Origin of the sequence: Ravibacter arvi, assembly GCF_039540405.1 — a bacterium.
GTDB lineage: Bacteria > Bacteroidota > Bacteroidia > Cytophagales > Spirosomataceae > Ravibacter > Ravibacter arvi.
Genome location: NZ_BAABEY010000036.1, coordinates 111276 through 133023 on the forward strand (window position 1 = coordinate 111276; position 21748 = coordinate 133023).

15 protein-coding genes are annotated in these 21748 nt (G+C 52.5%); all 15 read left to right on the forward strand.

The features are described 5' to 3' along the window. Positions 1–31 precede the first annotated feature (31 nt). The 15 genes from ABD852_RS20135 to ABD852_RS20205 all read left to right on the forward strand — a co-directional run bounded on the left by ABD852_RS20135 (position 32) and on the right by ABD852_RS20205 (position 21734). Positions 32–1105, forward strand: a complete 1074-nt coding sequence (locus tag ABD852_RS20135; protein ID WP_345032191.1) for a ThuA domain-containing protein — start codon at positions 32–34, stop codon at positions 1103–1105. Between the two features lie 91 nt (positions 1106–1196). After that, complete coding sequence (locus tag ABD852_RS20140) at positions 1197–2507, forward strand: FecR family protein (protein ID WP_345032193.1); 1311 nt, start codon at positions 1197–1199, stop codon at positions 2505–2507. Between the two features lie 227 nt (positions 2508–2734). After that, positions 2735–6220 carry a TonB-dependent receptor gene (locus ABD852_RS20145; protein ID WP_345032195.1) on the forward strand — a complete coding sequence of 1162 codons (3486 nt, stop codon included), beginning with the start codon at positions 2735–2737 and terminating at the stop codon, positions 6218–6220. 19 nt (positions 6221–6239) lie between these two features. Continuing rightward, positions 6240–7859, forward strand: a complete 1620-nt coding sequence (locus ABD852_RS20150) for a RagB/SusD family nutrient uptake outer membrane protein (protein WP_345032197.1) — start codon at positions 6240–6242, stop codon at positions 7857–7859. A 79-nt stretch (positions 7860–7938) separates the two neighbouring features. Then, complete coding sequence (locus ABD852_RS20155) at positions 7939–9039, forward strand: formylglycine-generating enzyme family protein (RefSeq protein ID WP_345032199.1); 1101 nt, start codon at positions 7939–7941, stop codon at positions 9037–9039. A gap of 67 nt (positions 9040–9106) precedes the next feature. Beyond that, positions 9107–10147 (forward strand): Gfo/Idh/MocA family protein, encoded by a 1041-nt coding sequence (locus tag ABD852_RS20160; protein WP_345032200.1) that lies wholly within the window; start codon positions 9107–9109, stop codon positions 10145–10147. Between the two features lie 35 nt (positions 10148–10182). Next, positions 10183–11205 carry a Gfo/Idh/MocA family protein gene (locus tag ABD852_RS20165; protein ID WP_345032202.1) on the forward strand — a complete coding sequence of 341 codons (1023 nt, stop codon included), beginning with the start codon at positions 10183–10185 and terminating at the stop codon, positions 11203–11205. A gap of 3 nt (positions 11206–11208) precedes the next feature. Then, on the forward strand, positions 11209–11985 hold the full coding sequence (locus tag ABD852_RS20170; RefSeq protein ID WP_345032205.1) for a PIG-L deacetylase family protein: 777 nt from the start codon (positions 11209–11211) through the stop codon (positions 11983–11985). Between the two features lie 32 nt (positions 11986–12017). Then, entirely contained in the window at positions 12018–12950 is a 933-nt protein-coding gene (locus ABD852_RS20175) for a sugar phosphate isomerase family (RefSeq protein ID WP_345032208.1), read from the forward strand. Positions 12951–12989: 39 nt separating this feature from the next. Further along, complete coding sequence (locus tag ABD852_RS20180) at positions 12990–15998, forward strand: PVC-type heme-binding CxxCH protein (protein WP_345032209.1); 3009 nt, start codon at positions 12990–12992, stop codon at positions 15996–15998. A gap of 93 nt (positions 15999–16091) precedes the next feature. Next, complete coding sequence (locus tag ABD852_RS20185) at positions 16092–16994, forward strand: Gfo/Idh/MocA family protein (protein WP_345032212.1); 903 nt, start codon at positions 16092–16094, stop codon at positions 16992–16994. Between the two features lie 74 nt (positions 16995–17068). After that, positions 17069–17902, forward strand: coding sequence for a class I fructose-bisphosphate aldolase (locus ABD852_RS20190; protein WP_345032214.1), 834 nt, complete (start codon positions 17069–17071; stop codon positions 17900–17902). A gap of 54 nt (positions 17903–17956) precedes the next feature. Further along, the gene (locus tag ABD852_RS20195; protein ID WP_345032216.1) at positions 17957–19087 is read left to right on the forward strand and encodes a Gfo/Idh/MocA family protein; all 1131 of its coding nucleotides are present in this window, start codon (positions 17957–17959) and stop codon (positions 19085–19087) included. Positions 19088–19118: 31 nt separating this feature from the next. Continuing rightward, complete coding sequence (locus tag ABD852_RS20200; RefSeq protein WP_345032218.1) at positions 19119–20150, forward strand: carbohydrate kinase family protein; 1032 nt, start codon at positions 19119–19121, stop codon at positions 20148–20150. A 144-nt stretch (positions 20151–20294) separates the two neighbouring features. Further along, positions 20295–21734: a neutral/alkaline non-lysosomal ceramidase N-terminal domain-containing protein gene (locus ABD852_RS20205; RefSeq protein ID WP_345032221.1), complete on the forward strand. Its 1440-nt coding sequence runs from the start codon at positions 20295–20297 to the stop codon at positions 21732–21734. Positions 21735–21748: the final 14 nt, after the last annotated feature.

The following is a 21748-nucleotide window of genomic DNA, read 5'->3' on the forward strand; positions in this document are numbered from 1 at the left end:
ATCATCACATCAATTTTTATACACTTGAAAAATGAGAAGAGATTATTCAGAAGGAATGCCGGATGTTGGCAGGCGCATATCCGGGAGTTTAAAATATTTTCGGAAAAAGATGGCGACCGCGGGAATTGCGATGGCTTTACTGGGACAGGCGATCACCGGAACCGGACAACATCAGAATGCGCTTACTTTTGAGCCGGAGGCCTCTTTAAATAAAAACAAATACATCGTATTGATCGCCGGAGATGAGGCCTACCGGTCTGAAGAGTCCATGCCGATGCTTGCCAAAATTCTGGCAGCCCGCCACGGATTCCGAACGACTGTTTTGTTTTCGATAAATCCGGCTACCGGTTTTGTCGATCCGGACGAGCACCAGTATATGCGTGGAATGGAACAGTTGGAGAAGGCTGACCTGGTGATCCTCGCGACGCGGTTCCGGGAATACCCGGATGACCAGATGGCCTATTTCGATCAATACCTGCAGGCTGGAAAGCCCATTATAGGGATCCGTACCGCGACCCATGCCTTTCGCTATGCCAAAAGACCGGACAGTCGCTATGCCAGGTACGGTTTTACCAGTACCCGGAAGGGGTGGGAAAACGGATTCGGAAAAAAAATCCTGGGGGAGACCTGGGTCAGTCACCACGGGGCAAACGGCAAGGAAGGAACCCGGGCTTTGATCGACGGCACGAAACAGCAAAAGGGGCACCCTGTCCTGAAAGGCATAAAGGAAATCTGGGGGATCACCGATGTCTATGGCATTAAAAATTTGCCGGCAGATGCGGAGATATTGCTGTGGGGCCAGCCGGTTGACGGCATGACCCGGGAGAGCGCGCCGGTATGGGGGAAAACCATGATGCCGCTTGCCTGGACGCGCGAGTATACCGCCGATTCGGGGAAAAAGGGCAAAGCATTTGTAACCACCATGGGCGCGTCGATGGATTTTCTGAACGAGGATTTGCGCCGGTTGCTGGTAAATGCATGCTACTGGGCGGTTGGTAGCGAAAGTAGCCTTCCCGAAAATGCGGACGTTGCCATAGTGGGCGAATACGCCCCGACCATGTTCGGTTTCGGTACCTATCAAAAGGAAAAGAAAGTAGCAGAATAGGGGTGAGGTTTGAGCGGTGAGGTATGAGCCAGCCCCTCACCCCTCACCCCCAAATTTTTTTTCATTTCCGAGGGGTGCGTTTTGAAACCTCATGCGTCTTTCAGAATGTATGAGAAGAGCAGACTATCATCGGTTTTTCGAGAAATACCTTCGCCAGCAGCACAGCGAGGCGGAGCACCGGGCTTTTTTGGCCTGGTTTGCTTCGCTGGATGAAAAGCAGGCTGACGAAGTAATGCGCGACTATCAGGACTTGTCAGCAGAATATGCACCGGAGAAAATGTCTCCTGCAGACCGCTTCCTGGCGTCCAAAATTGAAGGCCGGCTCGATGAGTGGGATCTTCTGCAGGAAAGGGAGAACCGGAAGATCGGCCTGGCGTGGGTATTACCGAGGGTAGCTGCCGCTGCGGTACTGGTATGTGGGTTGTACTTCACGTACGATCGCTTTTACCGGGCGCCCGCACCCGTGCAGGCCGCTCAGTCAGCGGTAGCGACTGACGTTGCCCCGGGTGATAACAAAGCGCTCCTGACTTTGTCTGACGGGGCATCTATCGTTTTATCAGACGCCGGGAACGGCGAGATTGCGAAGCAGTCTTTGGTACAAATCAAGAAAAGCGGTGACGGGCAGCTGGTGTATGATCCAATGGAGAACTATAAAGTCTCGGCTCAGAACCTCCGCAAAGAGTACAACACGGTGGCCACGCCAAGATCGGGCCAATACCAGGTGTTGCTGCCTGATGGAACGAAGGTGCGGCTGAACTCAATGTCCTCCCTGCGTTTTCCGGTAACATTCGACCCTGTGGAGCGTAAGGTTGAGCTTTCGGGCGAGGCCTATTTCGAAGTAGCGCGCGTTATGGTTTCGGGACGACGGATACCTTTCAAAGTGATCAGCAACGGGCAGGCCATTGAAGTGACGGGTACCAAGTTTAACGTGAACACCTTTTCGGACGATTCTTATATTAAAACGACGCTGCTGGAAGGCGGCGTGAATGTAAAAGAGCAGACTACGGGGAATTCGGTGCAGTTGAAACCGGGTGAACAGTCGCTGGTGCGGAATTCTCCGGGTAAGGATGCGGGCGGGAAGGCCGGATCGGGTAAAGGAAAGAAAGATGTGATTTCTGTCCGTAAGGCAGATATCGAAGGCGATCTGGCTTGGACCAACGGCTTTTTCCATTTCAGGGATACCGAACTGAAAGAGGTCATGCAGCAGCTTATCCGATGGTATGATATTGAAGTGGAGTATGTAGGAAGTACTTCAGGCGAGAGATTTAATGGCTATGTGTCCCGCAATAAGTCCTTATCCAATGTGCTGGCCATCCTGCAGCATAGCGGTGAGGTCAGATTCGAGATGGTCGGGAATGCAAAAGTGAAAGTAATAGCGGCGTCGGCATTAGCTTCTCCGTAAAAATTTTGTTTATTCTTAAACCCCTAACCTTTCTATGCATCATGATTAAAACCAGAAGAAAACAGTCCGGTTAGACGACCGGGAACGTAGGGTTTTTCTTGTTTGCGCATAAAAAAACTGCTTCGGTCTAGGCCCCGAAGCAGTAGAATAATATGTTTTCGGCAAGCAGGTAGATCTTATCACGCTGTATCATGTAAAAAAAACCTTCACCAAAACATGGTAAAAGTATGCATTACTTTTCACTAAACCAATTTGTTGTGCCCGGGCGCCTGGGGAGCCGTATATCCCGGGAGATGTACGGCAAGATCCTGAAATCATTACTCATAATGAAGCTGACAGCCTTGATCGTTTTCGTGACGTTGATTCAGGTAAACGCTGCCGTATATTCACAGACCGTTAGGCTGAATGTACGGAATAGCGGCCTGGAAAAGATCTTCATGGAGATCAGGGCACAGACAGGATATGATTTTCTCTATAACAGCCGGCTGCTGAAAGGCACTGTACCGGTTACAATTAATTCTACCGGCGCTCCCTTGACGGAGGTGCTGGACGAAGTGTTTAAAGGCCAGCCGATTACTTATTCTTTTATAGAAAAGACCATCGTGCTTGAAAAACGCGGTTTTGCGCGGAGATTATTCAGAAAGAACGACGAACCGGAATTGAAAAAGGGAGCGGTACCGGCAGGACCGCGTTCCGGCCCGATGACGCACCCGGAGTTACTGGTCCGCCAGATTGAGAGCGTCGTGCCTCTGTTCCGGATGGTGAACGGCCGTGTTACCGATGAAAAAGGTGATCCGTTGCCGGGTGTAAGTATTTTGATCAAAGGGACCCAACAGGGCACCAGCACCGACGGCGGTGGTAATTACGCCATCAATGTGCCGAATGACAATGCAACGCTGGTGTTTTCTTTTGTAGGGTACGTGTCGCAGGAGCTGCAGGTCGGCAGCCGGACTAAAGTGGATGTATCGATGGCGGTAGATGCCAAAGGACTCGAGGAAGTAGTGGTAGTTGGTTTCGGCACGCAAAAGAAAGTCAACCTGACGGGCGCAGTCGGAACGGTAACGGCGGAAGACCTTGAGAAACGCACCGTTACCAGGGCGTCGCAGGCGCTCCAGGGGCAGATGAGTGGTATTTCCGTACGCCAGACTTCGGGTAACCCGGGCGGAAATGCGGCCTCGCTTGTCATTCGCGGGCAGGGGACGTTCAGTGGCGCGGGGGTAAACCCGCTGGTATTGGTCGACGGGATCGAGTCATCGATCGACGCTGTTGATCCCGCGGACATCGAAAGCGTTTCGGTTTTGAAAGATGCGGCTTCGGCCTCTATCTTCGGTTCGAAGGCAGCAAACGGGGTTATCCTGATTGAAACAAAAAAAGGGGTTTCAGGCAAGCCGGTGTTCAGTTACAACATGTATGTGGGTAAGCAAAAGGCGACCATGATGCCGGAAATGGTCAATTCGTGGGAATATGCCGAAATGGTGAACGAGGCCAACGTCAATGCAGGCCAGCAGCCCCGCTATTCGGCCGACGAAATAGCGAAATTCAAAAGCGGCTCAGACCCCGCATACCCTAATTTCGATCACATAGGCTATCTTTTCGGCTCAGGAAGCGGTGTTGAAACCAAGCATGACATTTCAATGCGGGGCGGGAACGACCAGACTCAGTACATGTTCTCAACCGGCTTCTATCGCCAGAACGGTCTGATCATGAAGAACAATGCCAACCGTTACAACATCAGGCTGAACCTTGACACGAAACTTCATGAAAAGCTGAAGCTGAGTGTTCGGCTGGCCGGGATCAAAACCCAAAGCAATGAGCCTTCGGGACCCTATTCCGCAGGGTTAGGCGGTATTGTCGCCGGCGCTATGCGGAATTCGAATGCCCTGGCCTTTAAAACTCCGGACGGCTTTTATACAAGGAATGAAACCATGCACCCGGAGGCAGATCTGAACAGCGCTTCATTTGTAAAGAATGCGGGAATAAATTTTTATGGCAATACGAGCTTGATCTGGAACATCGTGGACGGTCTGAAATTGACCGGACAGATTGGGTATACCCACGCTGCTTCAGAATACAAAGGCTTCATTGCAACTTACCCGATTACCTCGACATATGGAATTACGCTGAACAGTCTTAATAACAGCTGGTCTCAGAGTACCGGTTTGACAATGCAGTCTCTTGCCGAGTATGCCAAGTCGTTCGGTAACCATAACATTTCGCTTCTCGGGGGTTTTATGAGCCAGGCGTTTGAAGGAAGGAATATCAGCGCTTACAGGGATGCTTTCCCGAACAATAGTATCTACGAAATTGACGCAGGCGCCACGACCCGCGGCACACAGGGCGGTAATTCATCGAGAAATACGCTTGCCTCTTATTTCGGAAGGTTCAATTACAACTTCAAAGAAAAGTACCTTTTTGAGGCGAATATCCGGTACGACGGCTCCTCCCGGTTCCCGGTTAATAAGCGCTGGGGAGCTTTCCCGTCTTTCTCCGGCGGCTGGCGTATCTCGCGGGAAGACTTTTTCCAGCAGTCTGTTTCATGGATGTCTGACCTGAAGCTCCGCGCGTCTTGGGGTAAGTTGGGGAACCAGTCTATAGGAAACTATCCTTACCAGGATCTGATCTCTTTGGGCCAGAACTACCCGTTTGCAAACGAATTGCAGCCGGGCGGTGCGGTGACTACGATCGCCAACAAAAATATTACCTGGGAGACGACAACCGTAACCGATTTTGGCGTTGACCTGGCCTTTTTTGGCAACCGGTTGAACTTCTCTGCTGACTACTTTATAAAGAATACGGATGACATTCTTTACAATGTCTCGGTTTCTAACACGCTGGGAGCATCTCCTTCCCCCTCTAATGCAGCTTCGGTACAGAACAAGGGTTGGGATTTTAACTTAAGGTACAGGAGCAGTGCGGGTGCCTTCACCTACGGAGCTTCTGCCGTGTTCTCGGTAGTGAGGAATAAGGTGACCAAGCTGGCGCATTTGCAAAGAGATATCAACAGAGGCCTTTTCGTGGGTGAGCCGATCGGCTCGGCTTACGGTTTCGTGAGCGACGGCTTGTTTGTCGATGCGGCAGAAGTAGCGGAAGCGCCCACTCAGCCCTTTGCATTTCTCGCAGCGCCCGGTGGAATCAAATTCAAGGATCTGAGCGGACCTCAGGGCGTACCCGATGGCGTTGTCGACAATACTTATGACCGCCGCGTGATCGGGATGCCGCTTCCCGTCACTACTTACGGCATTAACCTGAATGCAGGGTACAGGGATTTTGATCTCAGCCTGTTTTTCCAGGGTGAAGGAGGCCGTCGCGACATGATTAACATAGGCCAGTTCTTCTTCCCGCTTGAAAACAACGGCAACGTACAGAGAGACGCTTACGAAAACCATTGGACAACAGCTAACCCGAACCCGAATGCCGCCTACCCGAAAATGGCATTCATGAGCTCAGGTTTTTACGGGACAAACAGAACCGATTTCTGGTACAAGAATGCCACGTTTATCCGGTTGAAAAACGCCCAGATAGGCTATACGTTGCCCAAGTCTCTCTTACAAAAGAGCTTCCTTCAAAACGTGAGAGTGTACGCGAGCGGGGAAAATCTCTTTACCCTGTCGAAGTATTACAAGGGTTGGGATCCGGAAATGGCAACCGGTACCTCCGGCTGGTTCTACCCTTTGACCAAGCTGTATGTGGTGGGCTTAAACGTAAGGTTTTAAAAGATAATCTGTTGGAATCATGAGAAAGTATAAAAATATATGCCTCCGGGGGCTGCTGTTGGCGGGACTGGCGTTGGTATTGCCAGGCTGTTCGGAAACCTGGCTGGATGAACAACCCCTTGCCCAGCTGTCTGAAACGTCGTTCTGGAAGTCAGAAAAGGACGCGATGCTCGCATTGACCGGTATCTACCGGGGTGGAAATGTAGGAAATAATGGCTATAACAACGAGCTGCTCATTATGGCGGGCGCCACCGATGACTCCGGGTATAAGCATGGCAACGTGGGTGTGATTTACAGCGGCTATCTGAATCCGGGCGACGGACAGGTGGTGCAAAGTATCTGGCAAAGGGCCTATACCACGATTTTTAAGGTGAATTATTTCCTTGAAAACGTGAACAAAGTGGCCGGGGCCGACGCTGCAAAAATTGCCCAGTTTTCTGCTGAGGCCCGCTTTCTACGCGCTTACGAGTACTTTATGATGTCGGTGCTATACGGTGGCGTACCTTTGGTAACGAAAGTGCTTACCGTTGCCGAAGCGAATACACAGACGCGCAACACTTACGACGAAGTGGTAAATTTCTGCCTGACCGAGCTGACGGAAGCAGCGAAGGGTTTGCCGGCCACCAGACCTGACAGTGAGCGTGGGCGTATTTTGAAAGCCGCAGCACTTGCCGTAAAAGGTCGCCTTCAGATGATCAACAAGAAATGGGCCGATGCGGCCGTTACGTACAAAGAGGCGATTGACCTCAATGCGCACGTAATCGACCCGCGTTTTAAAGAGCTGTTTGAAGAACAGGGAGAAACAAGTAAGGAGATTGTTCTGGCAACCAATTGCGTAGCGGGGCTGTATGGCAATCCGCAGAATCAATTGAACTACCACCCTGAAGTATTCGGCGGATACCAGGAAGACAACGCTTTCCAGGGGCTCGTCGATGCTTTTACCATGAAAGACGGCCTGCCCATCGAAGAATCGCCTCTATATAATGCGAAAAAACCCTTTGAGAACCGCGATCCGCGCTTGTATGCGACCCTGTTCCTGCCCGGTTACACCGTTTTCAGAGGCAAATCTTACACAGGGAGAGAGGCGAATCTGATTGGCAACACCGGCTACGGGTGGAAGAAATATGTAACGGAAAATTATACTGGAGCCCAGAACTCTTCGGGTGACGACATTATACACATCCGTTACGCGGAGATTCTTTTGAGCTACCTGGAGTCTGTCCTGGAGGCCGGGCAACCGATTACGCAAGCGCTGCTCGACCAGACCATCAATGCGGTAAGAGGAAGAAATGCTGTAAAAATGCCTCCCATTACAGAAACCAATGTCGCCAAACTGCGGGAGCTTGTTCGGAGAGAGAGAAGGGTTGAGTTTGCAGTAGAGCGCCTGATCCGGTACATGGACATCCGCCGGTGGGGTATTTACATGGAGGTGATGAATACCAAATTTTATGGAATGAAGCTGACCGACGACCCGGATAACTATACCGAATTCAAGGTGGAGAAGGTGGGCAAGTACCGTGGGCATTACATCCCGATTGATAAGACAGGGACGATCAAGCCCGAAATGGCCCTGCTTCCAATCCCTCTTTACGAGATCAATATCAATAACAAGATTATCCAAAATCCGGGGTATAACTAAACTGCCACGGTAGTGAAGGCCAGGGAGGTATGTCCCTTCCTGGTCTCCATTTTCCTGAACACCAACCTATTTGACCGATATGAACCAGGGATTTCTCTTGGCCGTCCTGTCCGGGCTTCTCGGACTGTACTGGTCATCGCCGTCAGACAGTAACAATGCGGTTCGTGAACCACGCCACCCGGATCTGGAATCAGCAGCGAAGAACGAAAGTAAAAAGCTCGACCTTGGAAGAAATGTTTCTTTGGAGGTGGTCAAAATCCCCGCCGGGAAATTCTGGATGGGAAGTACCCCGGAAGAGAAAGCCTGGGCCACCGGGATAGAAGGCGGGGCAACCCCCGGGACGGAACGGGAGTCATACGAGGGGGAGAAACCCAGGCTCATGAGTGTTAAAAATGACTACTGGATAGGCCGGACCGAAGTATCGGTAGGCCAGTTCAAGCGTTTTGTCGAGGAAACGGGCTACGTTTCGGATGCCGAGAAACCGGGCGGAAAAACGCAGGTATTTGATCACAACTGGAAAATTACAGCGAAGGCGCCGCCGCATCCCTGGATTTCAGTCTCAGGAAAAAGCTGGCGAGACCCCAATTTCGGGATCCCGATGAAAGACGAATACCCGGTTGTTTGCGTCAGCTGGAACGACGGGAAAGCCTTTTGTGAATGGCTTACCAAAAAGGAAAAGGCTGCCGGCAGGCTCCCGAAAGGCATGGTATACCGCTTGCCCACCGAAGCAGAATGGGAATATGCCTGCCGGGCCAACCAGAAAAGCAACTACTTCTGGTGGGGCGATGACCTGGCCGACGGCGAGGGAAGGCTGAATATATCCGCGATCGACTTTCTGCCCGGCCGCAACAAGACATGGCCGCTGGCGAAAGCGCCCTGGAGCGACGGGTTTGCTTTCGTATCACCGGTGGACCATTTCGGGGAAAAGGGCAGAAATGCTTTCGGGATCGCGGATATGTGTGGCGGTGTCTGGGAAATTGTCCTTGACCATTTTGACCCCAAAGGTGGGCACGAAGAATTGTACCTTACCGACGGACACTATAAGCCGGTTTGCAAAGGCGGGAATTACTTTGACGTACCGGGCAATGCCCGCTGTGCCGTCCGCCTCGGCCTCCATGGCATCGCATATTCCGATTCCAGGGACGGTTTCCGGATTGTACTCGGGAGGGATGAGCTGTGAGGGATGAGTCATGAGCTGCATGCTCACCCCTCATACCTCAAACCTCACCCCCCAACACTAAAAAATTATGACCCGATCAATTAAGCGTAGAAAATTTCTGAAAACCGCGTTGCAGGGAGCAGGTATCGGGCTTGCCGGGGTATATGCGCTGCCTTTACCGGGCAAAGCGCAGGCTGCGGACATCCGGATAGGTGTAGTAGGACTGGCAGTGCATAGTGCGGCTTTTTCGCAAATACTAAATGACCCGCAAAAGGCGGCCGATGTGCAGGGATGTAAAATTGTGGCGTTGTACCACCCACCCGGCAACCCCGATGTGGATTTTACAAAGGAGCAGCTCGCCGGTTTTGAAAAGACCATTCGTGATGCTGGTGTGAAGATTGTTCCTACCATGAATGAAATGCTGGCACTTTGCGACGTGGTCATGATTGAGACCAACGATGGCCGCCCGCATTTCAATGAAGTGATGCCAGCTCTGAAAGCCGGCAAGCCGGTATTTGTCGACAAACCCGTGGCCGAAAATCTCGCGGGGGTTTTGAAAATCTTCGATGCGGCCGCTAAAATGAAGGTGCCCATTTTTACGTCTTCGGCGCTCCGCTATGTGGACAATATCGCTACCATCGATAAATCCAAGGTGCTCGGAGCAGATACCTACAGCCCGGCAGCGTTGGAAAAAAGCCATACTGACCTATTCTGGTATGGTATTCATGCTGTTGAACCCCTGTTCGCCGTTATGGGCGCCGGCTGTACAGAGGTGATGCAGCCCCGGCATTCGGAAAATGAAGACCTGGTTATAGGCTTCTGGGATGACCGGCGCACCGGCGGCCGGCGCACCGGTACGGTAAGAGGGCTCAGAAGCGGGAAGCGCGGATTCGGCGGTACCTTTTTTACCGAGAATAGCATCGTACAAATGGATACGTTTACCGGATACCGTTCGCTTGTAGTGCAGGTTGTTTCGTTTTTTAAAACCAAAATTCCACCGGTGCCGGCGGAGGAAACCATAGAAATTTATGCCTTCATGGAGGCGGCGATGGAGAGCCGGAAGAATGGCGGCAAAAAAGTAAACATAGCCGAAACCATTGCGAAGGCCCGAAAATCAAATCACCAGTAAAAACCGATTACCCAAATAACCTTTATTAGTTCATCATGGAAAAATTAAATGTAGGAATCATTGGTTACGGCTGGGTCGCTACTGCGCATATTGCAGCGATCAATGCCGGGAAAGGAGCAAAAGTAACCGCTATTTACTCGTCGCGCCCACAGAATGACAAGGAGCTGAGTGAAAAGTGGGGAAGCGATATTACCTCCTACACGGATTTAAATGCAATGTTGGCCGACAAGTCAATTGACGCGGTTTCTATCTGCAGCTATACCTACCAGCATAAGGAGCACACCATAGCTGCAGCGAATGCAGGCAAGCACATTATCCTAGAAAAACCAATGGCGTTGTCGTGGGAGGATTGTGTGGAGATAGAAGCGGCTGTCAAAAAAGCAGGCGTGAAATTTTGCATGTGTTTTGAGTGCCGCTGGTCGAACCAGTTTATATCCACCAAGGCGATTATCGACCAGGGATTGGTAGGAGAGCTGCACTACGGCGAGATCGATTACCTGCACGGAATCGGACCGTGGTATGGCCAGTTTGAATGGAATGCCAAGAAAACCGGGGGTGGAAGCTCGCTGCTGACCGCCGGCTGCCATGCGCTCGACGCCTTGCTGCTCTTCATGGGTAGCGATGTGGAGGAAGTGACCAGCTACGATACCAAGACCAAGAGCGAAATTTTCAAACCTTACGAATATACCACCACCAGTGTAACCATCCTGAAGTTCAAAAGCGGTAAAATAGCAAAATGCGCGGCCAGTGTAGACTGCCTGCAGCCTTACTATTTCCATACCCATTTGTTTGGAAGCCAGGGCAGTATCCTCGATAATAAAATCCACTCGGAATTACTGAAGTCCGACAAACACGAATGGAGCGAAATGTCAATGAAGATGCTGGATTCGGGAGACGTTGCCGATCATCCCTACCAATTGCAGTTCGATACTTTCTTTGAATCGATACAAAATGGTACGGAAATGCCGCTCACGGGACTTAAAGAGGCGATAAAGACCCACGAGATTATTTTTGCCGCCGACAAATCGGCAGCTACCGGAAAAAGCATAAGGCTGTAAACCATGGCTAATGTTGCGCTGGCGATAGCTGCCCATCCCGACGACATAGAATTCGTAATGGCCGGTACCCTGTTAAGACTCAGGGATACCGGCTACGAAATTCATTACATGAACCTGTCGACCGGGAATTGCGGAAGTACCGTCTATGATGCGGCTCAGACGACCGCGATACGCCTGGGTGAAGCGCAAAATGCAGCCGCCATTTTAGGGGCATCGTTTCACCCGCCCATCTGCGATGACTTTGAGATCATGTACTCAAAGGAAATGCTGAAGCAGGTGGCAGAAATCATCCGGAAAGTTCGTCCGAATGTGGTGCTGACCCATTCACCGGTGGACTATATGGAAGACCATATGAACACAAGCCGGCTTGCGGTGACTGCGGCGTTTATCAGGGGGATCGCCAATTATCCCACCGAAAACCCGCCGGGCGGGAATTACAACTGCGCGGTTTATCATGCGGTACCCCATGGCCTGAAAGGGCCTTTGGGGCAGCGGGTGATGCCGGAGATTTTTGTGGATACTACCTCGGTCCACGCCCAAAAGCTCGAGGCACTAAGGGCCCACCAAAGCCAGCAGGAATGGCTGGAAAGCAGTCAGAGGATGAACTCCTACCTGCTTGCGATGGAGGATTTCTCGTCTAAACTCGGCGTGATGTCCGGCGAATTCCAGCACGCGGAAGGCTGGCGGAAACATTTTCATCTCGGGTTCTCCGAAGCTGATTATGACCCGCTCCGGGAGCTGGGCCATTATTATCTGGCAAATGCCAGCTATACACCGTAACCTTATTTTATTATTTCTAACCTGAAGACCTCATGAGAAAAGTTAGCTCGATAGCTCCCAGCTGGTGGGATTACACGACATTGGAGCTTGATCCCAAGACAACAGACAAAATAGCCGCGATGACGCCGGAAGACATGATCAAACTGTCGCGGCCCGGCTTCAAAGTTGTGTTTTACGATACTGTAGAAGAGTTTTATGCGGCCGAGGCGCTCGAATATGTCAGCGTATGGCAACAGGCCACGGCAAGCAACCCGGTCGGACTTTGCGGGCCGATTGGTCCCACCGAACAACTGCCAATCGTGGCGCGTATCATCAATGAATTGGGAATTTCTGTGAAGCATGCCCACTTCTGGAGTATGGATGAATGGGTAGTGGATGGAAAAGAGGTTTCTGATACCCACTCTCTTTCCTTCAAAAAAACCTTCAAGGATCTGTGCTACAACCGTATCCGCAAAGATCTGGCGATGCCGGAAGAAAACCTTCACTTTCCGAAAGCAGATACCGCCGAGTTCAAGGAAAGCTGGAAAAAAGCGAAATGCCTGATCATGCAGGGCGGACAGGGTGATGTGAAACACTGGGCATTCAATGAGCCGCCCAAGCGGGAAGGGGAATACAAAGACCGCCCCATGACCGTCGAGGAGTATAAGCAGCTCGAAACCCGCGTGCTCGATTTACATCCCATTACGGTGCAGCAGAACTCCAGGCTGCACTGCGGCGGAAACGTACCTTTGATCCCGACGCAGGCGGTTACAGTAGGGCCGAAAGAAACCTGGGAAACCGAGAAAGTATCGATCTGGCATGCCGGTATGCACGATAACCCCTTCGGGCAACGGTTGACGACCTATATGATTTCGAACCGTATTCCGGATACATCGGTACCCATGTCGGTATTGGCCGACCACCCCAATGTTCAGTTTAACTTCCTGAGAAGCGGTTTGGGCACCTGCTCAATTGAAATGCATTAATTAGTTTACCGGCTTTCGGGTCAGACAAAGTTGAAAAATATGACGAGTATCAGAGCGAAGTTTACAGGTATTTGCGTCGCGACTGTTTTGATCGCACTTTTCTCAAGTTGTGCGGGAAGCAGGAAGGTCGTTTTGGAGAAAGGGGACCATATTGCCGTAATCGGGAATTCGCTTGCGGAACGCTTTCAGCATGACGGATGGATGGAAACTTATATCCAGGCAAGCCGGCCGGAGGATGACCTCACGATCAGAAACCTGGGCTATTCGGGAGACCAGGTCCACTACCGCCCCCGATCACACGAAGGTTTCGGGAGCGCCGACAGCCATTTGTCCCGCATTAAGGCCAATGTTATTTTCTCTTTCTTCGGCTACAATGAATCTTTTGAGGATGATCCCGAGCTGTTCAAGAAACAGCTTGCAGCCTGGATTGATCATACCCGCTCGCAAAAGTACGATGCGAACAAAGCGCCGAGAATCGTCATGTTTTCTCCTATTGCGCATGAAAACCTGAAGTCACCCAACTACCCCGACGGCGTTGAAAATAACCGCCGGCTGCTGGCCTATTCCCAGGCCATGGCGGAGGTGGCCAAAGTAAAGAAGGTAGCGTACGTAGACCTGTTCACGGTAAGCAAAGACATGTATGCGAAAGCATCCTCCCCGCTGACGATCAACGGCATACATTTGAATGAAAATGGTAACCGCCAGATCGCCGGGTACATTGCCAAAACGCTTTTCGGAACCACGGGCTCGCTCCAGGGCGCCCAACTGGATTCACTGAGGTCCGCAGTTATGAACAAGGACTGGCATTGGTTCAAGCGTTACCGGACTACCAGCGGGAACGACGTTTGGGGGACCCGGTCCAGCCAGGACGGCAACAAGGCCACCCTGGGCCGGGAGCTCGTGATGATCGACACGCTGACCGCCAACCGCGACCGCCTGATCTGGGCACGGGCAAAAGGCAAGGACAAAAAGGTGGACGACAGCAATATGCCGGACCCGATTATTGTCGGAACGCACATCACGCGGGATGTCAAATACCTGGACCCGGTAGAAGCCATATCCAAAATGACGGTACCGAAAGACCTGCAGGTCAATCTCTTTGCATCGGAGAAAGAGTTTCCCGAAATAGCCAAGCCGGTGGCCATGCAGGTGGACGCCAAGGGCAGAATCTGGGTGGCATCCTGGGCGGACTACCCGAAATGGGAGCCGGGCAAAAAGCTGAATGACAGGCTGGTCTACCTGACGGACGAAGATGGTGACGGAAAGGCCGACAAAGCGACGACGTTTGCCTATGTCTCTAATCCTACCGGGTTTGAGTTTTGGAACAACGGTGTGATCGTGATTTCCGCGCCCGATGTGCTGTATCTGAAAGATACGGACGGCGATGGCGTTGCGGATTACCAGGAACGGCTTTTCGGCGGCATTGGATCTGACGATACGCACCATACGGCCAACAACCTGATCTACGGTCCGGATGGCAATATTTACTACCAGCGGGGTATTTTCATCCTCGAAAATGTTGAAACCCCCTACAGGAGAAGCGAGGAGTCGGGTACGCCGGGCCTTTACCGGTTCAACCCACGGACTTCGGATTTCTCCTATGTGGTAGAAAACACGCCTAACTCGCACGGTATCAGCTTCGATCGCTGGGGGAACCAGTTCTTGACCGACGGCACCACCGGAAAAGCATTCCAGGTGTACGTGGACCGCAAGGTAACCTCACGGTCCGACGTGTCGGTTTACGCCAAGCGGCCACTGTTTGAACAGACCGTCCGGCCTGTCTGCGCCAATACTTTGCTGGCCAGCTCACACTTTCCGGCTGATTACTGGAACAGCTTTATGCTGCTCAACGTAATCGGGTACCAGGGGATCAAACGCTATTATCTAGATTACAAGCCGGAAGGCGTAATTTCCGGCCGGGAGGCTGAGAATTTCCTGTATACCGGAAACGACCCTGCATTCCGCCCCAACAGCGAGGCCAGCCCGCGGGTAGTAACTGCCGATTACAAGGGTGACCCCAACTTTCGCCCTTCCGACGCCTTGACGGGGCCCGATGGCGCACTCTATTTCAGCGACTGGCACAATGCCGTTATCACGCATTCGCCGTATAACCTCCGGGATGCCAGCCGGGACCAGACGCATGGGCGTATTTACCGGGTTACCGCGAAAAACCGGCCCCTGCTGACTCCCGCGAAAATCGCCGGAGAGCCCATTGAGAGATTGCTCGAGCTTTTTAAAAGCAATGAAGATGAAGTCCGGCACCGTGTCCGGGTAGAGCTGAGCGGCCGTGAGTCGGGCCAGGTAATAGCGGCGGCCGAAAAATGGGTAAAAGGGCTGGACATCAACAAAAAAGAAGATGTTCTGCCCATGTTGGAGATCCTTTGGCTGTATCAGCAGCACAACAGGAAGAACCCTGAACTGCTGCGTTTGATGCTGAAGGCGCCCGAACAGCAGGCCCGGATTGCTGCCCAGAAAGTTGCCTGGGCATGGAGCGACCGCAACACGCATTTTGTAGGCGGGTCAGACAGTAAAATTGTGGGAATGCAGTTCCGGACTTTCTATGAAAGTTTCTGGAAAAATCCGGAGGCCGCTTCGGACCCCGCCGCGCAGCATGCGCATGCCGGGCATACCGCAGAGCAACCTGCTTCAGCCCCCCAGGTGATACTTGACCTTACCAAAGATGCCGTAGCCAAGCTGACTATTGAGCCGGCGATGCTTAAATTTTCCGTCAATCAGTTTGATGTAAAAGCCGGGCAACCGGTAGAGCTGACGCTCAATAATTCGGACCTGATGCTGCACAATCTGCTTATTGTGGAACCTGGCGCAGCCGACGAAGTAGCGGCGCAGGCCATTGACCTCGGCGACAAAGGACAGCAAAAAGCCTGGATACCGGACAGCAAAAAGATACTCCACGCCACTAAGCTATTGGATTCGAAGCAGGTCGAAGTACTCAAGTTTACAGCGCCGTCAAAACCCGGAGACTACCAGTTTATCTGTACGTTTCCCGGACATGGACCTACGATGCGGGGAATTATGAGGGTCAAGTGAGGGCTGAGCTGTTAGGGGTGAGCCATGAGAAAACCGGCTCACCCCTAACCCTCAGCCCTTATCCCTCACCGCTCAAACCTCACCCCTACCCACATGAAACCTGCCATCAGGATCGGAGTGATCGGCCTGTCCGTTCACAGTGACGACTATACCAATATTATCAACGGTACGCCCGGTGGAAACGGGCGTCAGGGCTGTCTTGTGACTGTTCTGTACCATCCGCCGGGGAATCCCGACGTTGAGTTTAAAGAAGAACAGCTTGCCAGGTTTTCGGCGTCGGTCACGAAAAACGGGGTCCGGCTTGTAAATTCCATCGCGGAGATGCTGCCGGAAGTGGACGCTGTAATGCTGCTTACCAACGACGGACGCCCGCATTTAAAGGAAATTATGCCCGTTTTGAAAGCCGGCAAGCCCGTGTACGTTGACAAGCCGATGGCTGAATCATTTGCGAATGTCAAGGCTATTTTCAGGCAAGCGGAAAAATACAAAGTCCCCATTTTTACATCTTCCCCCCTGCGGTATGTCAGGCGGGCACAGCAATTTGCTGCCGGTGAGACGGTAGGAAAGGTGACCGGTGCAGAAACCTATGGCCCCGCTCCCATTCAAAAAAGCCATACAGACCTGTTTTGGGACGGTATTCATGGCGTCGAACTGCTGTATACCGTTATGGGCACAGGTTGCGAATACGTCTCCCGGACGTTTTCTCCTGCGGGCGACCTGGTGACGGGCATATGGAAGGACGGGCGTACCGGCGTTTTTCGCGGGCTGCGTTCGGGCCGTATCGGGTTCGGGGGAACGGTGTTCGGTACCGAAGGAATCGCCGAAATAGGAGGCTTCGACGGCTACCAGGGACTTGTAGATGTGATACTTACCTTTTTTAAAACAGGCCAGCCACCTGTTTCGGCAGCTGAAACGCTGGAAATATATGCTTTTATGGCAGCGGCCGACGTCAGTAAAAAGAAAGAGGGCAGCCTGGTAAAAATATCCATTGCCTAGTTCCCGCCTGATCAGGGCGGGAACGAAAGCGGAGAACCAACAAAAAAGATTTTAAAACGAAACAATATACCATCATGAAATCGAGCAGACTGAACCGGTTGTTCAACAAGAAATCAGGCAAGTGTTTTGATGTAGCAATAGACCACGGATTTTTTTGTGAATATTCTTTTTTATCGGGAATTGAGGACATCCGTACTTCTGTTAAGGTGCTGATAGAGGCCGATCCGGACGCCATTCAGTTAACCGTCGGCCAGGCCAGGCACCTGCAATCAGTACCGGGAAAGGACAAACCGGCCCTTGTGCTCAGAACCGATGTAGCGAATGTATACGGAACCGAGCTGCCGGACGTCCTTTACAGCAGGATGATAGAAGAGCCTGTTTTGCAGGCACTCAGGCTCGACGCTACCTGTGTGGTGGTCAATCTTTTCCGTATACCCGGCGCGCCCGAAGTGACCGACCAATGTATTCAGAACATCCTGAAGCTGAAGCCGCTTTGTGACTACTACTCCATGCCGCTGATGATTGAGCCGCTTGTTTTCAGGCCCAACAGCGAAGCGGGCGGGTATATGGTAGACGGCAATATCAAGCTGATTTCGCCGATGGTCCGGCAGGCCGTAGAGTTGGGAGCGGATCTCATCAAAGCAGACCCGACCGACGATCCGGAGGAATACCACAAAGTAGTGGAGCTCGCCGGCGATGTGCCTATCCTCGTACGCGGTGGCGGCAGAGCACCGGACCGGGAACTGCTCGACCGCACCTACCAGCTCATGCAACAGGGGACCAAAGGAATTGTGTATGGCCGGAATGTGGTCCAGCACAAAGACCCGGGTGGCATGACCCGTGCACTCATGGCAATTGTCCATGAAAACGCCCGTCCGCAGGACGTAATCGGAATGATCAGGAGCTAGTGCCCCTCACGGCTCAAACCTCAAACCTCACACCTCACACCTCAAACCTAAACAATGAAAACAGTCAACGTAGGGATTATAGGCGGCGGTCTTATGGGAAAGGAAGTGGCCAGCGCTTTCGGGCGCTGGTTCGCTCTGAACGATTTCCCGGTGTCGGTCAGACTAAAGGCGGTTTGCGACCTAAACCCGCAGGCCCTGGATTGGTACCGGCAGATTGATTCCGTAGAGCTGCTCACAACCGACTACCGTGAGTTGCTGAAGCAGGAGGATATAGAGGTGGTTTATGTGGCGCTGCCGCACCATCTCCACCTGGAATATTACCTGGATGTGCTTCGCGCCGGGAAGGATCTGCTGGCAGAAAAGCCTTTCGGAATAGACCTTGATGCTGCGGTCCGGATCAGGGATGAGGCCAAAGCGCTCGGCCGTTTTGTAAGATGCAGCTCCGAAATGCCTTTTTTACCGGGCGCACAGCGGGTGATCTCGGAAATTAAATCAGGGCGATTGGGAACGATTCTCGACATCAGGGCCGGCTTTCTCCATTCCAGTGACATGGACCCCGAAAAACCGATTAATTGGAAGAGACAATCAAAATTTTGCGGTGAAATCGGTGTAATGGGCGATCTCGGGATGCACGTGATGCATATTCCGCTTCGCCTGGGATGGGTCCCCGAAAATGTGTTTTCACGGCTTCAGGTAATCGTAACCGAACGTCCGGACGGAAAAGGAGGCAGGGCGGTTTGCGACACCTGGAACAACGCCACGCTGATGACCACCCTAACCACGGCCAGTGGAAAGGTGCCCATGCAGCTGGAAATGAAAAGACTTGCGCCGGGAGAGACCAACACCTGGTTCATAGAAGTAAACGGTACCGAGGGCGGGGTGAAGTACAGCACCAAAGATACCAAGGCCCTTTGGTTATACGAACGCCGGAAAGAGCAGGTCTGGATGCGGACCGACCTGGGTTTCCAGGTGCCTTTTCCTACCGTAACGGGCGGGATTTTTGAAGCGGGTTTCCCCGATTGCTTCATGCAGATGCTGGCCGCCTATTTTGCGGAAAGAGCAGGGGCGCTCGGGGACCGTTTCGCATGCGTGAAACCCGACGAGGCGGTCAATTCGCACCGCTTGTTCCATGCAGCGCTGCAATCGCATGTTACCGACTCGCTAGTTAAGGTCGACTACCCGTAATCGATTTTCAGTGTTTGAACCAACAGGTCCTATGGGTGATATCAGGAAAGGAATTATTACAGGCGGAAATTGGATCATTGACTTTGTAAAGCTGATCGACACGTATCCACAGGAGAACGCGCTCGCCAATATCCTGGAGGAAAAATCCGGGAATGGCGGCGCGCCGTTCAACCTGGTGAAGGCTTTCCATAAGATGCGGGTAACTTTTCCGCTGGAAGGTATCGGGGTGGTAGGTGACGACGAAAAGGGCCGTGACATAGTGCTTGAATGCGAGGAAATGGGGGTGGACTTTTCGCAACTCAGGGTCAGACCAGGCTGCGGAACCTCCTATACCGACGTCATGACCGTTGCGGCTACAGGGAAAAGAACGTTTTTCCATCATCGGGGCGCCAGCGCCCACCTGGCGGCCTCCGATTTTGATTTCTCGCGTACCCGGGCAAAGATTTTTCATCTGGGTTACCTTTTGTTGCTCGATGAGCTGGACCGTATGGACGAGGAAGGCCGGACCGGGGCTTCCAGGGTATTGGAAGCCGCCTCGCAGGCCGGTTTGCTGACTTCCGCTGACATCGTGAGTGAGCAGTCCGACAGGTACCGGAGCATTGTACCGGCATCGCTTCCATTTGTGGATATTCTTTTCCTGAATGAGCTGGAAGCGCGCGGCCTGACTGGAATAGAGATCCTGGATACTGATGGGACAGCCCGTTTCGAAAAAGCAAAAGAGGCCGCCGAATGTATCATGGAACTTGGGGTGAGACAATGGGTGATTTTTCATTTTCCGGTAGGGGCTATTGCTTTCTCGCGGAAAGGTGACGTCTATTCTCAGCCGTGTGTCACTTTCCCGCAGCAATTGATCCGGGGGACTGTAGGCGCCGGCGATGCTTTTGCAGCAGGTGTGCTTGCAGCAGTGCATGATGGGTGGTCAATGGAACAGGCATTGAAATCGGGAGTATGCGTGGCGGCGGTAAGCCTTTTATCACCAGCGGCTTCCGATGGTATTCTGCCCTGGGATCAATGTATGGATTTCGGCGGGAAATGGGGCTTTTCGTCCCGGAGCTTTGAATAGCATTTCCGGCTTCCGCTCCCGGCTTCCGCAAAACGCGGTTCGGGGTTACAGGTAGTCGGGATGAGCGGGCAGCGTGAAAGATTGTATTAGTCTTAACGAATAAAGTAGGGGAAAGACAATGTGCTTCCGGATACCTTTGGAACTATGAAGATCAGCATGCGGGCGGTTGTTTCCCTTTTCTTATGTATTACCTCTTTTTGGGCCGCGTACGGACAAAAAGGAGAAATTTTAGCAGGCGTCACCCAAATTAATATCACCCCGGAAACCGGCTATCCGCATTACCGGAACTACGGTACAGGCGTAGACGATTCACTTTTTGTGAAAGCCATTGTCTTCAGGCAGGGAAACATAAAATGGGGAATTGCCGTCTGCGACCTGCTATGGATCGAACCGGGCTTGTCGGCGGAAGTGCGGACCCGCGTTGCGGAAAAAACCGGGATCCCGTTCGGGAACCTGATGCTTACCGCTACACACACCCATACGGGTCCGGCTTATGAACCGGATATTTATGAGCTCAATGAGCACGTCCGGAAGTCGGGTGTTTCAGCGGAACAGGCTGTTGCAAAAAATGGCTACCCGGCTTTGCTGGTTGAAAAAATAACCGAAGCGCTGGTCTCGGCGCACAACCGGGTCGTTCCCGTCAGGCTCAGGTCGGCGAAAGATTCGGTAGGCGGCTTATCGTTCAACCGGAGGTTCATCCTGAAAGACGGTAAGGTGAAAACCAACCCCGGCCGCGGCAACCGGGACATCGTGCAGGCGGCCGGCCCGGTTGATCCTGCTTTGGATATGGTTTTCGTTGAAAAGCAGTCAGACGGCAGCCTGATGGGCGTGGTCTCCAATTTCGCGGTACATGCCGACACCTATGGCGGCACCGCCTTTTCCGCGGATTATCCCGGCGTCCTTGACAAAAATCTCCGGGAAAAAATAAAGGGGAATTTTGTTTCTCTTTTCCTGCAGGGGGCCAGCGGTGATATCAACCATATCGACGTGAGAAAAAACGGCGTGGTATTGAAAACCGACTCCATAGGGAAGCGGCTGGCCGCCCATATTGCGGCGAAAGCGCCCCGTGCCGGCCTTGCCGGAAGCCCCGCTCTGGGCGCGGTTAACGAATTTGTATACCTACCCCTGCAATCCTACAATGATGACGAAAAAGCCTGGGCCAATGACGGCCAGGCCCTTCCCAAATACGGTGAAACCGGCCTGTTCCAGATGCGTAGGCCCATGAAAATACGTTCCCTGGAGCGCATGCGGGCGCGGGAAGCAGTTCCGCCGACCATAGAAAGCGAACCGTGGGCGCTGCCCCTGCAGGTCCAGGTGTTTAAGCTGACCAATGACCTGGTTATAGTGGGCGTACCGGGCGAAGTATTTGCCGAATTGGGGCTGGCAATCAGGAAGGCTTCTCCCTTCAAAATGACCATGGTAGTTGAGCTTACGAACGTCCACATTGCCTACCTGCCTACCAGCAAGGCATTTTTGCAGGGCGGGTACGAAACGCTCAATTCCCGGCTTGCGCCCGGCGGCGGGGAGCTGCTGGTCGAATCGGCGGTCCGGCAACTGAAGCAATTGAAATCACAGTCAAAATAAGTCAATCCGGGGTT

Bases quoted from the DNA above. Each gene is read 5' to 3' on its own strand.
- ABD852_RS20190 (WP_345032214.1), top strand. From the start codon at position 17,069: ATGAAATCGAGCAGACTGAACCGGTTGTTCAACAAGAAATCAGGCAAG.
- ABD852_RS20175 (WP_345032208.1), top strand. From the start codon at position 12,018: ATGAGAAAAGTTAGCTCGATAGCTCCCAGCTGGTGGGATTACACGACA.
- ABD852_RS20200 (WP_345032218.1), top strand. From the start codon at position 19,119: ATGGGTGATATCAGGAAAGGAATTATTACAGGCGGAAATTGGATCATT.
- ABD852_RS20135 (WP_345032191.1), top strand. From the start codon at position 32: ATGAGAAGAGATTATTCAGAAGGAATGCCGGATGTTGGCAGGCGCATA.
- ABD852_RS20185 (WP_345032212.1), top strand. From the start codon at position 16,092: ATGAAACCTGCCATCAGGATCGGAGTGATCGGCCTGTCCGTTCACAGT.
- ABD852_RS20140 (WP_345032193.1), top strand. From the start codon at position 1,197: ATGCGTCTTTCAGAATGTATGAGAAGAGCAGACTATCATCGGTTTTTC.
- ABD852_RS20205 (WP_345032221.1), top strand. From the start codon at position 20,295: ATGAAGATCAGCATGCGGGCGGTTGTTTCCCTTTTCTTATGTATTACC.
- ABD852_RS20165 (WP_345032202.1), top strand. From the start codon at position 10,183: ATGGAAAAATTAAATGTAGGAATCATTGGTTACGGCTGGGTCGCTACT.
- ABD852_RS20180 (WP_345032209.1), top strand. From the start codon at position 12,990: ATGACGAGTATCAGAGCGAAGTTTACAGGTATTTGCGTCGCGACTGTT.
- ABD852_RS20145 (WP_345032195.1), top strand. From the start codon at position 2,735: ATGCATTACTTTTCACTAAACCAATTTGTTGTGCCCGGGCGCCTGGGG.
- ABD852_RS20150 (WP_345032197.1), top strand. From the start codon at position 6,240: ATGAGAAAGTATAAAAATATATGCCTCCGGGGGCTGCTGTTGGCGGGA.
- ABD852_RS20160 (WP_345032200.1), top strand. From the start codon at position 9,107: ATGACCCGATCAATTAAGCGTAGAAAATTTCTGAAAACCGCGTTGCAG.
- ABD852_RS20195 (WP_345032216.1), top strand. From the start codon at position 17,957: ATGAAAACAGTCAACGTAGGGATTATAGGCGGCGGTCTTATGGGAAAG.
- ABD852_RS20170 (WP_345032205.1), top strand. From the start codon at position 11,209: ATGGCTAATGTTGCGCTGGCGATAGCTGCCCATCCCGACGACATAGAA.
- ABD852_RS20155 (WP_345032199.1), top strand. From the start codon at position 7,939: ATGAACCAGGGATTTCTCTTGGCCGTCCTGTCCGGGCTTCTCGGACTG.